Here is a 14,178-nt window from a genome sequence, read left to right as displayed (position 1 = left end):
GTTCAGTCGGGGATAGCTCAGTGTCGAAGCGGCTTTGACGGCGGCCCGACAACGGGGGAGCAATGTCACGCCGCGCGACGCTCAGGCGGGTCGGCCTGCTCGTTCTCGGCGTCAATCTCCTCCTCGTGCTGCTGAAAGCCAGCGTCTGGCTCACCACCGGGAGCTTCGCTGTCCAGTCCGAGGCGGTCAACAGCGCCGCCGACACCGCCTACTCGCTGGTCATCGTCGCTGGATTGTACCTGACGACGCGCCCGCCGGACTTCGAGCACCCCCACGGCCACGAACGCATCGAGCCGTTCGTCTCGCTGTTCGTCGCCGCGGGTATCTTTTCCGCTGGCGGTTTCGTCCTCTGGAACGCCGGTACTGCCCTGCTGACCGGGAACATCTCGGTGACACAGGGCCCAGCCGCCGTGCTCGTGCTCGCCTTCTCGGCCGTCGCGAAGTACGCCCTCTATCGCTACTGTCTCCGCGCGGGCACGGACCGTAACTCCCCGGCGCTCGTTGCGACGGCGAAGGACAACCGCAACGACATCCTCACCGCGGGAGCGGCGCTGGTCGGCGTTGCCGGCGCGATGGCCGGTTACCCCATCGCCGACCCGCTGGCCGCGCTCGTCGTCGCCATCGGCATCATCTACACCGGTATCGAGGTCGTACAGGAAAACGTCACTTATCTCGTTGGCGGCGCACCGCCGGAGGACCTCCGGCGCGAAATCCTCCGCCGCGCGCTGGACCACTCGCAGGTCCGTGGTGCACACGACGTTATCGCCCACTACGTCGGCCCCGAAATCGACGTGAGCCTCCACATCGAGGTGGAGGGCGACCTGACGCTGTTCGAGGCCCACGACATCGAGACGGCGGTCATCAAGTCCATCGAGGAACTCCCGGAGGTCGACGACGCGTTCATCCACGTCGACCCGAAGGAACTCGGCGAGTGGAAAGACGACGAGGAAGTGGAACGGCTCGCTGATCTGGAGTGACGTTTTAGTAGCTTCCGTGCCATGCTGTAGCATATGGGCGACGACTCATCACGTAGCTGGCTCGCGCTCGGACGACTGTTGTTCGGTCTCGGCGTGGCTCTGCAGGCCGCCGAGGACTTCCGCGACATGGAGGACGCAATCGAGTACGCTGAATCTGCGGGTGTCCCCGCGCCGGATTTGTTGGCCCCGCTGGCCTCGGGGATGATGCTGGTCGGCGGGCTGGGGACGGCATTCTGGCGGCTTCCTCGGGTTTCGACCGGGGCCGTCGCCACGTTCCTCGCCGTCGTGACCCCGACGATGCACGACTTCTGGAACGCCGACCCGGACGACCGGAGCGGCGAGCGCCTGGCCTTCTTCGGCAACCTCGCGATGTTCGGCGGAGCGATAGCGTTCCTCCGCGAGGCATACAGTGGCGACTGATTGCCCGGTCGATTCCGACTGAAAATTCGGGCTGCCGACCCGCTTAGTCCGCGACCTGCGCTCGCTCGACCGGCTCGCCGAAGGCGTACACGGTGTTGTGGCTCGTGATCTCCACGTCGACCGTGTCGCCGATTTCGAGGCCGCGCTCCTGGGCGTCGGCGATGACGACCTGCCGGTAGGCCTCGTCGTAACCCACCAGCGACTCGTCGGTGCCGTCCTCGACGAGCAACACCGAGGACGTGTGGCCGACCATCTCCTCGTAGGCCTCGGCCATGAGCTCCATCTTCGCCTCGCTCATCTCCTTCGAACGGTCCTTCTTCGTCTGGCCGCCCAGGCCTTTCATGTCGGCGGCGTCGGTGCCGGGCCGCTTGGAGAAGCGCGTGACGTTGATCTTCTCGGGGCGGGTCTCGCGCAGCAGCGCCATCGACTGCTCGTGGTCGGCCGGCTCCTCGGTCGGGAAGCCGACGATGAAGTCCGTCGACAGCGTCCAGTAGTCCAGGTGGTCGTCAAGCGTTTCGACGACCTCCAGGTACTCCGAGACGGCGTGCTGGCGGCGCATGTCGGCCAGCACGTCGTCGCTGCCGGACTGGACCGGTGCGTGGATGAAGTTGTACAGTTCGTCGTGCTTGGCGAACACCCGAGCCAGTTCCTCGCGGACGCCGTGGAGGCCCTTCGGGTTCGCCATGCCGACACGCACCCGGAAGTCGCCGTCGATGTCGGAACAGATGCGGTCGAGTAGCTCCGGCAGCAGGCTCGTCCCCTGGTTGGTGTCCCAGCCGTAGACGCCGGTGTCCTGGCCGGTGATACGGATTTCCTTCGCGCCGGCGTGGACGAGTGCGCGTGCCTTCTCGACGTTCTCCTCGACCGAGGGCGACTCGATTCGGCCCGTCGCCTGCTTCGTGATGCAGTAGGAGCAATCGGACATACAGCCCCGGGCGATGGGGAGGATACCGACGACGCCGTTCAGCACCGTCTCGGTGTCCGGCGTGATTGTCGGGCACTCGCCGTTGAGGACGTACTGGGGCACGTCGTCCCAGTGGAGTACTTCCGCGTCGACGTCGGCGGTCTGGAACTCCTCGCCCTGTGCGAGCGCCATACAGCCCGTGATGACGAGGTCGGCCGGCGTTTCTTTGTCGAGTTCTTTGGCCCGTGCGAGCATGTTCCGCTCGGTTTTCTCAAGCACCGTACAGGTGTTGAGAATCGCTACGTCAGCCGACTCCGGCCCGTCGGCGGGGTGGTGCCCGCCCTCCCGGAGCGCCTGCTCGATCTGCTGGGTCTCACCTCTGTTCGAGGTGCACCCGTACGTCTCGATGTGATACCGGGCCATTCATCCAGACACTATCGCCAGGACGGCAAAAGGGCGACGGATTGGACCGGTCAGTAGCCGTCGGTTGTGTCCGCGTCGTCCCGCTCTCTCTCCGGTTCGGTCGGCGACTCGCCCTCTGTCTCGGCCTGCCACTCCCGGACGATAGTACCGCCGCTGGAGGCCCCGATTCGCTCGGCCCCGGCCTCGAACATCGCCTCGGCGTCGGCCCACGACCCGACGCCGCCGCTGGCTTTCACCGGGAGGTACTTGCTGAGGATCTCCACGTCGTGGACCGTCGCGCCGCCCTCGCTGAACCCCGTCGCGGTCTTGAGATACGCGGCGTCGGCGTCCGCGACCAGTTGGCCGACCCGTTCGAGTTCGTCGTCAGAGAGCAGCGGCGCTTCGACGATGACCTTCACGGGAACCGGGACGCTGGCGACGACCTCGGTGATGTGGTCCCGGACGGCGTCGTCCGCGCCGGCTTTGAGCAAGCCAACGTTGCACACCATATCCAGTTCGTCGGCCCCGGCGTCCCAGGCCAGTTTGGCCGCCTGACAGACGCTGTCGGTCTGGCCCTGCCCGTGGGGGAAGTCGATGACGGCTGTGAGCGGGACGTTCGCGTACTCCGTCGCCAGCGGGAGGTAACACGGTGGAATGCACGCTCGCATCCCGTACTGCAGCGCCTCGTCGAGGCAGGTCCGTACGTCGTCCGGTGTCGTCGTCGGGCCGAGGACTGTATGCTCGATGCGGTCTGGAATGTCGTCCATACCGCGGGGTGACACGCGGTGTCTACGTAAAGACGGCGGGCGGCGGACGGTGCGGGTCGGGTGTCCCGCTGTAGTGGCTGTCCGCGATAGCCGCTCGTACCGATGCGCCCGCCGTCGGTCTCGTTCGGAAGGTTTTCCCTCGTCGGCGTCGGCGTGAGGGACATGGTACTGCCTTCGGGGTTAGCGCTCCCGCCGCTCGAGTACACTGTGGCGCTGCTTGCGGGCACGCTCGTGGTGACAGCGCTGTTGTACGCCCTCGAACCACCGATCGACCAGCGGACCGTGGTCGCCCTGACGCCGTGGATGGCACTCGGCGGCGCGCTCCACGCGTTCCACCAGCCGCCGATTGAAGCGTACAGGCCCGTGGTCGCACCGCTGTTCGGCGCACCGGCGGTGTACCTCACGACGTTCGTCACGCTGGGCGTCGTCTGGATCACGCTGACGCTGTTCAGCGTCCGGCGCGGCCACAGCGAGACGATATCGCGCAATCTGGGGTACATCGGTATCGGACTCCTGACCGTGTTGCTCGTCATCGCCGTCGTGATGGCACTGGAGTCCGGCCTGCTGGGGCTCATCTGGCCGACTGTCGCCGTCGTCGTCGCGACTGTTGTCACCGCTGTAACGGTGCTTGCGGTCGCGCTGTGGCGGACACCGGTTGTGGTCCGGATGCGCTATGCGGCCCCGACGGTCGTGTTCGCGCATATGCTCGACGGCGTCTCGACGGCGGTCGGCGCTGACGTCATCGGCATCACGGAGCGAACGCCGATCCCGGCACGCATCATGGAGTTCGCTGGCACGCTCCCGACAGCGCCGTATCTCGGCAAAGGCTGGCTGTTCGTGTTCGTCAAACTGCTCGTGGCGGTTGCGGTCGTCTTCCTGCTCGACGACTACCTCGAAGAGGACCCGGTCGAAGCGAGCCTCCTGCTCGCGCTCGTGACCGCCGTTGGCATCGGTCCGGCCACCAACAACATCGTCCTGTTCCTCTTTATTCCGGTCTGAATGTAGCGACCTTTACAGCGGAACGTCTCGGCCAGCGGTCCGTCTTGGTGCCAGACGGCCCAGGCCGGAACGTGTCGTGCCGGCGACCATCTGACCACGCGACACAACGCTCATTGGCACCGCGAGCGAGGAACGACACGTGCTTGAGTACCCCCTCTCGCAGTGGGCGTTCGTCTGTGTCGTCGCCGGCGCGGTCGTCGGCCTGTTGTTGAACATCCCGATGGTGACACAGGACGAGGGGTACCTGCCAGCATACATCGCCGCGGCCGGACTCACCCGCACCGACCCGGCGGCAGTGAGTCGTCCCCTCGCCGTTGTTGTCCATCACGGCACCGCCCTCGTTGCGGCACTGCTCTACGGCGCGGTCGTTGCAGGCCTCTCGTCCGTGCTTCCGACGGCAGTCTCGCTCAACGGCGTCCCGCTGATACCGCACATCGTCGGCGCTGCGGGCGTCACCGCGTTCATCTACTACTTCTTCGCCCGCGTGGCCATGCCTCGCTTCGGCGGCAGTTTCCGAGACGACACTGACGAGATTGTCCAGCAGTGGGCGCTCACGGCGTTCATCTTCGGGACGGCGCTCGCGCTGTTCGTCCCGGTGCTCGTCACCTGGCTGTAAGCTACGTCTCCTCGACCCGCTTCGAGAGGTTTCTGTAGGCTCCGAGATACAGGAATACGCTGGCAAGGAGCGCGAACGGGACGACGAGGGGCCACGAGGGGCCGTCCGGCGTTCCCGCGCCGACGGTGTAGCCGGTCAGCAGTCCGAGGATGACTCCGGCGGCGAGAGCGATACCCGCCGGCCCTCGCATCCGCCTATCGAACAGCGAGAGATCGTCTGCCATACGTCCGCTCTCGCGGCCGTCCCACCTCACTGTTGCGACCGACAGGAATCCACTGACTACTAAATAGTTCCGCCCGACTGGCCGATATGGCGAAACAACCGCATCTACTCGTCGAACCGGGTGACCTGACAGACATCGCGCTCGTGCCGGGTGACCCCGGACGCGTCGACCGCATCGCGGGCCTCTGTGACGACCACGAGGTCGTCGCGGAGAACCGCGAGTACAAACTCGTCAACGCGACCTACGACGGCCGCGAACTGACGATCTGCTCGACCGGGATCGGGTCGCCGTCGACGGCCATCGCCGTCGAGGAACTGGAAGCGGTCGGCGTCGAGACGCTCATCCGCGTCGGAACGACCGGCGCGCTCCAGGAAGGCATCGAGATCGGCGATATGGTCGTCGCCAACGGCGCTGCCAAGGACGAGGGAACGTCCCAGCGCTACGAATCCAAGTCCGTCCCGGCCGTCCCGAACTACGACGTCCTCTCGTCGCTGGTCGACGCCGCCGAGGCGAACGACGAGGACGTCCACGTCGGCCCCATCGCCACGGACGACGCCTTCTACGCCGAGACGGACGAGTACATCAACGACTGGGAGGCCGCCGGCCTGCTGGCCGTCGAGATGGAGGCCGCCGCGCTGTTCTCGCTGTGTCGTCGCAAGGGCCTGCGCTCGGGCGCTATCTGTACCGTCGACGGAAACCTCGTCGAGGGGACACAGAAGGGCGAAACCGAGGACGAGGAACTCCCCGAGAAAGCCAAGAACAACGTCGAACGCGCCATCAAAATCAGTCTGACGGCGACCACGTCGCTGTAAGCGTCGGCACCGCTGGATTCTGCGAGCGCCTGTCGGGGCTGTCCCGTGTGAGCGACCGGTCGCGCCGCTTCCCGGCGGAGGGCTTAACAGACATTCTCCCGTGGGAACCTGTATGCTCGACCAGTTCCGGAAACGACTCAACGCGGCGGTCAGACGGCTCCGGCGGGTCGAGCGCCGCGAACTACAGGACTTCAGACGGTGGGCCGAGGTGACCGAAAACCTCGTCCATCTCTCCATGCTGGTGTTCGTCCCGCTGGCTATCGTGCTGGTGACGACGCTGGCGAACGCCGTCCCGCAGTTGAGTTTCCTACTGTTCCCGCCGCTTGCGGCGGGGTCGTACACGCTCTTTGTCGATCCGACGAGTAAGTACTCCGACCCGAAGCGGTTCGTCGCGGGACTCACCATCGGTGCGGTCTGTGGGCTGGGCGCGCTCGCCGTCTCGAACAGCTACCTCACGGCCCCGGGCGGCCAGTTCGGCGTCACCGCGCTCGGTGCCGGCTTCGCCGTCTTCGCGACCGGCGTGGTCACCTGGCCGCTCGACATCGAGGAGCCGTCGTCGTACTCCACCGCCCTGCTGGCGCTGCTGGTCGAACCGAGCCAGCGGGCGGCGTTCGTTGTCAGCATCTTCCTCGCGAGTTCGCTCGTGGCAGCCCTCTTCGTCGTCTGGCGCGAGGAGTTCTACGAGCAGCGGGCGACGTACCTGTACGAGTCGATGTCCGGCGACGACCACGTCCTCGTCCCGATGCGCGGCGACTCGGCGGGCCAGACAGCGATGCTGGGCGCACGGCTCGCGGCTGCCCACGAAGCCGGGAAAGTCGTCTTGCTGGACATGGTTTCGGACAGCGACGCCGCCACGACCCAGCAGTCGCTCATGCGGGACACGATACAGATGGACATCCGGTCGGAGAACGGGTCCGACTCGCCATCGGCCCGGACTCGTCGCGTCGCTGACGGCGGTGACCCAGCCAACGCGTCGGTATCACCCGACCAGACTGACCTCGAAGCGGAGGTCGATTGGCTGGAGACCCACGCCGACCGCATCGAGACGCGAACGGGCGTCTCCTGTCAGGTCGTCGTCGCGAGCGACGACGGGTCGCCGGCGAAGACGACGCTGCAAACCGCGGCCGAAACCGGCTGTGACCTCATCGTCGCGCCCTACGAGAGCCGACACGGGGCGCTGACGTCGTATTTACAGCGGCTGTTCCGCAGTAAAAGCGATATCGTCGTCCATCGGTCCCGGAGCGACCGGACCCGCTGGAAGCAGGTCATCGTCCCCGTGCGGTCTGTCAGTGACGTAGCCCACAACATGGTCGACTTCGCCACGCGACTGGCCGGTCGGAGCGGGCGGGTCGCCGTCGCGACCTGTATCGGGTCCCGCGGGGACCGCCGGCGGGCCGAGGAGATGCTCGCGGACCTCGTCGAGCCGTACGAGGGCGCGTTCGAGACGCGGGTTCCGCGGACGGACATCCAGACGTTCCTGTCCGACATCGCCCCGCAGTACGATCTGGTCATGATCGGGGCGAGCCGCGACCGGAGCAAGGCGTCGCGGTTCATCTCGCCGCCGACGTTCGAACGGCTAGAAAACGTCGAAACGGACGTCGCTATCGTCGACTGCGGCCGGGCCTAGATATCCGCGTCGTCCTCGTCGTTCACGTCGAGCAGGTGGTCGGCGATGTTCTCCATCCCCTTGCGACCCAGCGCGGACTGGACGATGAGATGGCCACCCAGCACTGCCGGGCTGATGACCGTGTCCGCGCCCGCACGGCGGAGCTTCTCGATGTTCTCGCGGTCCGTCGCCGCGGCGACGATGTTGACCTCCGGATTGAGCGTCTGTGCCGTCAGTATCGCCAGCGCGTCCTGTGCGTCGTCGTTCGTCGCCGCGACGACGGCGGCGGCGTCTTCGATGCCGGCCCGTTGCATCGGCTCTTCGTCGCTCGGGTCCGCGGTCAGAACGGCGATGTCCCGTTGCTGGAGCCGCGTGGCCGTCTCCGTGTCCGGCGTGATGACCACGAAATCGATTGCGCCGGTCAGTTCCTCGATGATCGGTTCCGTCAGGTCGCCGTGGCCGAGCACCAGTACGTGGTTCTCGAGCAAGTCCAGTTGTGCGTCAGTCATGTTTCCGAGTGCCTCCGAAAGCCGCTTCTCGATTGCCGGGCCCAGCAGCGACCCCAGTGCGATAGCGAAACTGGCCGTCCCGAGGACGACCACCGACATGCCGAACAGTTTCGCCTGCTGGCTCTGTGGGGTCATGTCGCCGTATCCGACGGTACTAGCCGTGACAAGTGTGTAGTAGAACGCGTCGGTCGCCGTCGAAAGATTGGTGAAGTCATCGCGGAGCGCGTACGACCCCGCCGTTCCGTACATGAGCGAACCGAGGAGCGCCGCGCCCGCGGCCAGTTGCGCCGTCGAGAGGTCGATCGGTCGGTCGAATCGCCGCCGGTTCAGGAGCATCGTCGGGAGCGAAAGCAGCGAGAGCGCAACGAGCGGGATCGATACCGCCGAACTCGGTACGGGGCCGACAAACGGGATCGATACCGCCGAGTTCTGCACCAGCCCTTGAACCGCCGCGACGGGAAGTAAGACGACGGTCGCGTACCACGCGACTCGCAGGCGACGGCGGAGTCCGACGACGCTGACGAGCAGCGTGAACCCCGTGAGCGCACCGGTGAACCCGGCGGTGCGCTGGAGGCTTCGCGGAATGAGGTCCCCGAGCGGCCCGCTAATCGACACGGCACTGATGTTGACCACACCAGTGACGAACGACAGCACCGCCACCAGCACCGGCAAGAGGATTGTCGCGCGCGCTCCCAGCCAGTCCCGCGGTCTGTCCATACCCATCCAGATTACAGCGGTCGGTGTAAATGTACTGTCCGCGGGCCGGAAGCGATTTACTACCGGCCACGCAGGATGTGGACATGGCTTCGCTCCCGGTCGAGGTGTTGATGGGGATCTATCTGGGGCTGTTGGTGGGAGTGATACCGGCGCTCGTGTCGTGGGCGCTAGGGTTCAGTTTCAAGTACTTTACCGGCATTACCGTGCCGGGGTTCGGTGTCGTCGTGCTGGCAATCGCACTTGCCGGCGTCAGCGGCGGCCTCATGGCACTGGCTGACAAGTCGATTACGCAGGCCCCCAACGCCGAGCGAATCATTACTGCAATTATCCTCGTCGGGATGGTGTCGCTGTACGCTCACAGCAAGGGCGACCAGCTCGGGGCGGAGTTCCCGAAGCGGCTCTCTTTCCAGGGGCTACGCGAGAAGAAACTCTCTGCGGACGTGGTCGAGTTCGTCGGCGGCCGCGACGAGGTCCGTATCCGCGTCGTCGGCGACGTGGCCGACATGGAAGGGTATCCGCCGCTTTCGGAGCCACTCCGGGCCGAGATACGCGCCGAGGAGTGGCGGTTCCCGGCGGACCTCCGTATCGGCGAACTCGAACGCCGGATGGAGGAGCGGCTGAAATCGGAGTTCGATCTCGGCGACGCTGCCGTCTCGATAGACGAGCAAGGGCGGGCGACGGTCGTCGCCGCGCCGCCGTTTTCGGGCCTCTCGAAGCGCGTGGGCGACAACCGCCACGCCGTCTCGGTGGACGCGCTGTTGCCGACCGGGCTGGCCCGCAACGACGAGGTGACGGTGCTGACTGAGGACGCACAGGTCCGGGGGACCGTCGTCAGTGCCTGGTCGGCTCCGTCGGCCGACGGGACGCCCGCCGAGACGCCGACGGAACCGGAGATCGCCGACGCCGAGGCATCCCCGGCACCGGTCCAAGCACCGACGACCGACGGCGGTGAGGGCCGGCTCACGGTCGCCGTTACTCGGACGGACGTGCAACCGCTCTTGCGGTCGGCCCAGCCGAAGGTCGTGGTCGAGCCCCGCGGAACACACCGGGAGTACGAACTCGTCTCGCTGCTCCGCCGGGCCGGAAGCCGGTTTCGACGGCTCACGGTCCGCGCCGACGGTCCGCTGGACGGGACGACGCTCAGGGACGCGCACGTCCGCGAGGCCTACGACGTTGCCATCGTCGCTATCCGGACGGCGGACGGCTGGCAGGTCGCGCCACGCGGCGACGCGGCCGTCGAAGCCGGCGACGAACTGTACGCGATTGGCCGCCGTACCGACCTCGACGCCTTCGCGGAGGCGGTCGCATGACGCCGCTCGGCCCGGCACTGCTCGCACAGGCCGGTGCGAACCTGCAACTGGGGACGGTGTCACGGGCGCTGGTCGAGGGCGTTGTCTGGCTCCTCGTCATCACGCTCCTCGCCGCGACGCCGGCGGGCGCTATCGCCGTCTTCTATCGCTGGTACGTCCGTGAACGCATTCAGACCGGGCTGGCGGTCCTGTTCGGCCTGACCGCGGTCGTCCTCGTTATCGGCGCGACGACGGCGCTCAGCGAGGTCATCGCCCAGCGTGAGGACGTGCTGGCGGCCGGTGCAGTCCTGTTGAACCTCGCTGCGTTCCTCGCCGGCGGCGTCGGGGCCTACGGCGGGATGCGTATCGGGGACCGACTGGGCGTCGACCTCTTCGCCGCGACCGGCGGCCGGAACATCGACGCCGACGTGAGCGAGATCGTCCAGACCGTCGGCCGCGTCACGTCCGTTCGCCTGCCCGAGGATATCGACGACATCATCGGTTACGACCCGATGCCCGACGAGACCAAAGAGACGCTCGCGAACCGGCGCTTTCTCTTCCCGCGGCGGCTGACGAAAGACGAACTCCGGGACCGGCTGGTCGTCCGCCTCAAGACCGACTACGGCGTCGGCCACGTAGACGTCGAGCTGGCCGACGACGGCAACGTCGACTACCTCGCCGTTGGCTCACGGGCGGCCGGCATCGGCCCGACGCTGCCGCCCTCGACGAACGCCGTCGCCATCCAGGCCGATCCGGCCCACGCCGCGAGCGCCGGCGATCTGGTTCAGGTCTGGGAGCAAGCGCCGGCGAAGCGCGTGCTCACCGGCGAACTCCGGGGCGTCGCCGACGACGTGGTAACGGTCGCTATCGACGCCGCCGACACGCCGAAACTCGACCCGCAAACGCAGTACAAGCTCGTCACGCTTCCGGTGCAGGACCGCTCCGACCGGGAGTTCGCCTCGCTGCTCCGGGCGGCCGACGAGACGATGGGCACCGCCACCGTCGAACCGGGGAGCGCGCTCGACGGTGCGGCGGTCGGGAGTCTGGCAGTCACTGTGGTCGCGATCACCCGCGACGACACAGCGCCGGAGACGATCCCGTCCCGCGAGCGTGTGCTGGCGGCCGGCGACACTATCTACGCAATCGCCACGCCGGACGCGTTGCGGCGGCTGGAGGAAGCCACGGAAGGGACGGGCGAACCGGCCACGACGCCGACTGTGACGGACGAGCCAGGAGACGATACTGCTGCCGAGGACGGTCAGCCAGGCGCGTCTGACTCCGCTGACCTGACCGAGCGGACTGGCGGGACGGCGGAACCAGCGGCCGACACGACTGATGCCGATGCCCGCGACAGCGCGGGGGATGTCGACGCGACCGAGACTGAGACCGATGACACGACCGACGCCGACGCGGACACAGACACGGCTGACACCACCACCGCCGACGAGCCGACTGGCACCGCCGATGAGGATGAGGCGACTGCTGATACCGCTGCTGACGCTGGCTCGGCTGATATCGGCGCTGACGACGGGACAACCGAGACCGGAGACGAACCCACGGACGACGACCCGCTGGCGGCGCTTCGGAACGCCGATGTGGAGGACGCGGACGACGAGCTGACTGCGGACGAGGCGTTCGAGGACTTGCCGGCAGACGACGGCGACGACACCGTCGAAGTGTGGGACCCCGAAGAGCGGATCGGCGGGGCGGACGACGAGTCTGCTGCCGACGAGGTCGACGACAGCGACTCGGCGGACTCCGAAGCGCCCGCCGAGGACGGAGACGGCGTCGACGACGAATCGGCCGCTGCTGACGATTCGGAGAAGCCAAACTGAGAGGCGGGTACCGTTACTGCCAGATGCACGCCGTCGCGGACTGTCCTTCTCCTGTGCGGCTGAACGGGCCGGACACGGCGCGGTCCGGAACCCTCTTTTGCCGGACGCCCGGAGTGCGGCTATGGAGTGGAAACTGTTCGCACACCTCCGGGACGCGGCCGACGGCCAGTCCGTCAGCGTCGATATCGAGGGGGACGCCACGGTCGAGACGGCGCTCGATGCGCTGCTCGCGTCGCGACCGGCGCTCGCCGAGGAGGTGCTCGACGAGAACGAGGAGTTGGCCGACCACATCCGGGTGCTCGTCGACGGCGAGGACCCGTTCGCCGCCGGTGAGGGGCTGGCGACAGCTGTCGACGAGGAGACGGAACTGGCGTTGTTCCCGCCGGTCAGCGGCGGCTGATACGGATTGTCGGCCGGGTCACTTTTTGAGCGGTCCCGCTACCGTCACGTTCGAGATGACGATGCGAACGCCGTCCTGATACTCGGTATCGAGCGTCACGTCCCAGCCGTGGGTCCGGGCGAGCATCCGCAGGTTCGGGAGCGTCATCCCGGCCTCGGCGTCCGGCATCGCGCCGCCGTACTCGAAGAAGGCCTCCGCCGCCGTCTCGCCCGCCGGAGTCCCGTCGTCGGTGATGACGATCTCGTCGGCCTCCCGCTCGACGGTGACCGTCGACGCGCCGTTGTGCGCCGCGAACGTGAACCCGCTCTCGAAGAGGTCCCGCAACCGAGTCGGGTCGGCGATTATCTGTCCCTCCACGTCGGCCGCCATCGTGAGGCCGTTCGTGTCGGCACGGTCCCAGGCTCCGTCGATGACCGGCTGGAGGTCGACAGCCGTCGTTTCGTCGATTGTCTGCCCGTGTCGAGCCAGCGTCGCGAGTCCGTCGACGATTTCTGACATCCGGTCGGCCGTCTCGGACGTCGACTGGAGGGATTCTTTGGCCAGATCGACCTTGCCGCGGTTCAGGGCGTCACCGGCGACGGAGACCCGACCGGTGATTATCTGGAGCGTGTTCAGCAGTTCGTGCCTGATTGCAGTGGCGAACCCCTCTAACTGCTCGTTCTGTCGGTCGAGTTCGCGGCGACGCCGCTCGCTTTCGGTCACGTCGGTGAACACGACCATCCGACCGATATCGACCTGTCCCAGCGAAAACGAGGTGTCGCTGACGAGGTAGTACTCCGTCCCGCCGTCCCGGTTCCGTTCGAGAATCTGCTCGTCCGTTTGCAGTATCTCTGAAACGGCCGGCAACACCGCATCAAGCTGCTGCCCGCGGCTTCCGGCCAGTGCCGGGAAGAGCCGTTGCGCCTCACCGTTGGACTCCTTGATGTGGCGATCATCGTCGAGATACACGACGGCCTCGTCAACGCCGTCGGTCAACTGCACGGCGAGAAACGCCTCGTCGTACACGTAGAGGACACCGAACGCGAACAGTGCGACGCCGAGCGGCTCGTGGTTGATGTCGAGCAGGATATCGCTGACGTACCCGACGATATCAAGCACCGCCGGGATCGCCGTGACACCGACCAGAACGCCGAGCGGACGGGTGTCGTAGTCCGCTTCGAGGAACAGTTCGAACAGCATGAAGAAGCCGACGGTGACGAGCGCGTAGGAGAGTCCCGTCACCACCCAGTGAAACACGCCGTGTGTGATTGCCAGATGCGGAAACGGGTCAGAGACGAACTGCGTGGCGAAATAGAGCCCGTGAAGCGGATTGGTCAGCTTCACCGTGACGATACCGAGGTACACGCTCACGGCGACCACGCGGTATAGTCGGTTCCGGTGGAATGCCCGCCCGGTGTACGCCGAACAGAAGTACAACCACGCACCGACCGTCGCGAGACCGACGATGAGGCTGCCGAGGTAGAACGCGTATCCAAGCGTCCCGGGCGTGATCAGGAAACCGAGTTGCAGCGCCGCCCAGCCGCCGCTACAGAGCAGGAGTCCGACCATCCCGCGGCGGGTATCGGGGTCTTCAATGCGAGTCGCTCTGTAGAGCCCGACGCCGCATCCGACCGCCGCGAGGCCGTACGCCGCGACGTATACGAGAAATGCCGGCGAACTCCCAACAAGATCCATCTACCGGTGATAGGGCGGGTATTTGAAT

General features: G+C 66.6%; 14 protein-coding genes. 9 read left to right on the top strand and 5 right to left on the bottom strand.

The genetic code is table 11. The features are described 5' to 3' along the window. Window positions 1-62: 62 nt before the first annotated feature. Window positions 63-977 carry a cation diffusion facilitator family transporter gene (locus VI234_RS09910; protein WP_008310692.1) on the top strand — a complete coding sequence of 305 codons (915 nt, stop codon included), beginning with the start codon at window positions 63-65 and terminating at the stop codon, window positions 975-977. Between the two features lie 33 nt (window positions 978-1,010). Then, entirely contained in the window at window positions 1,011-1,397 is a 387-nt protein-coding gene (locus tag VI234_RS09905; RefSeq protein ID WP_008310690.1) for a DoxX family protein, read from the top strand. 43 nt (window positions 1,398-1,440) lie between these two features. Here VI234_RS09905 and VI234_RS09900 read toward each other — a convergent pair whose 3' ends face one another. Together VI234_RS09900 and deoC are read right to left on the bottom strand one after the other, a co-directional pair. After that, window positions 1,441-2,724 (bottom strand): tRNA (N(6)-L-threonylcarbamoyladenosine(37)-C(2))-methylthiotransferase, encoded by a 1,284-nt coding sequence (locus VI234_RS09900; protein ID WP_008310687.1) that lies wholly within the window; start codon window positions 2,722-2,724, stop codon window positions 1,441-1,443. Window positions 2,725-2,774: 50 nt separating this feature from the next. Further along, entirely contained in the window at window positions 2,775-3,470 is a 696-nt protein-coding gene (deoC, locus tag VI234_RS09895) for a deoxyribose-phosphate aldolase (RefSeq protein WP_008310686.1), read from the bottom strand. Between the two features lie 162 nt (window positions 3,471-3,632). On the opposite strand from deoC, the gene VI234_RS09890 reads away from it, so the two are divergent. Both VI234_RS09890 and VI234_RS09885 read left to right on the top strand, forming a co-directional pair. Next, window positions 3,633-4,469: a DUF63 family protein gene (locus VI234_RS09890; protein WP_336329883.1), complete on the top strand. Its 837-nt coding sequence runs from the start codon at window positions 3,633-3,635 to the stop codon at window positions 4,467-4,469. Window positions 4,470-4,608: 139 nt separating this feature from the next. Next, entirely contained in the window at window positions 4,609-5,085 is a 477-nt protein-coding gene (locus VI234_RS09885) for a hypothetical protein (RefSeq protein WP_336329882.1), read from the top strand. 1 nt (window position 5,086) lies between these two features. On the opposite strand, the gene VI234_RS09880 is transcribed toward VI234_RS09885, so the two are convergent. Next, window positions 5,087-5,308 (bottom strand): hypothetical protein, encoded by a 222-nt coding sequence (locus tag VI234_RS09880; protein WP_336329881.1) that lies wholly within the window; start codon window positions 5,306-5,308, stop codon window positions 5,087-5,089. An 86-nt stretch (window positions 5,309-5,394) separates the two neighbouring features. On the opposite strand from VI234_RS09880, the gene VI234_RS09875 reads away from it, so the two are divergent. Further along, complete coding sequence (locus VI234_RS09875; RefSeq protein ID WP_336329880.1) at window positions 5,395-6,120, top strand: nucleoside phosphorylase; 726 nt, start codon at window positions 5,395-5,397, stop codon at window positions 6,118-6,120. Between the two features lie 112 nt (window positions 6,121-6,232). After that, window positions 6,233-7,747 carry an HPP family protein gene (locus VI234_RS09870; RefSeq protein WP_336329879.1) on the top strand — a complete coding sequence of 505 codons (1,515 nt, stop codon included), beginning with the start codon at window positions 6,233-6,235 and terminating at the stop codon, window positions 7,745-7,747. Here the strand turns inward: VI234_RS09870 and VI234_RS09865 are convergent. Beyond that, window positions 7,744-8,952: an NAD-binding protein gene (locus tag VI234_RS09865; RefSeq protein ID WP_008310673.1), complete on the bottom strand. Its 1,209-nt coding sequence runs from the start codon at window positions 8,950-8,952 to the stop codon at window positions 7,744-7,746. The two genes, VI234_RS09870 and VI234_RS09865, sit on opposite strands and share 4 nt — an antisense overlap. A 29-nt stretch (window positions 8,953-8,981) precedes the next feature. On the opposite strand from VI234_RS09865, the gene VI234_RS09860 reads away from it, so the two are divergent. The 3 genes from VI234_RS09860 to VI234_RS09850 all read left to right on the top strand — a co-directional run bounded on the left by VI234_RS09860 (window position 8,982) and on the right by VI234_RS09850 (window position 12,476). Continuing rightward, window positions 8,982-10,262, top strand: coding sequence for a potassium channel family protein (locus VI234_RS09860; protein WP_336329878.1), 1,281 nt, complete (start codon window positions 8,982-8,984; stop codon window positions 10,260-10,262). Beyond that, window positions 10,259-12,076, top strand: a complete 1,818-nt coding sequence (locus VI234_RS09855; RefSeq protein WP_336329877.1) for a TrkA C-terminal domain-containing protein — start codon at window positions 10,259-10,261, stop codon at window positions 12,074-12,076. The genes VI234_RS09860 and VI234_RS09855 overlap by 4 nt, the downstream gene beginning before the upstream one ends. Window positions 12,077-12,197: 121 nt before the next feature. Continuing rightward, entirely contained in the window at window positions 12,198-12,476 is a 279-nt protein-coding gene (locus VI234_RS09850) for a ubiquitin-like small modifier protein 1 (RefSeq protein ID WP_008310667.1), read from the top strand. An 18-nt stretch (window positions 12,477-12,494) separates the two neighbouring features. On the opposite strand, the gene VI234_RS09845 is transcribed toward VI234_RS09850, so the two are convergent. Beyond that, window positions 12,495-14,150: a histidine kinase N-terminal 7TM domain-containing protein gene (locus tag VI234_RS09845; RefSeq protein WP_008310666.1), complete on the bottom strand. Its 1,656-nt coding sequence runs from the start codon at window positions 14,148-14,150 to the stop codon at window positions 12,495-12,497. Window positions 14,151-14,178: the final 28 nt, after the last annotated feature.

Source organism: Haloarcula sp. CGMCC 1.2071, from assembly GCF_037078445.1.
Classification (GTDB): domain Archaea; phylum Halobacteriota; class Halobacteria; order Halobacteriales; family Haloarculaceae; genus Haloarcula; species Haloarcula amylolytica.
The sequence above is the reverse complement of the archived record's forward strand: the minus strand, read 5'-3'. Positions and strand labels throughout refer to the sequence as shown.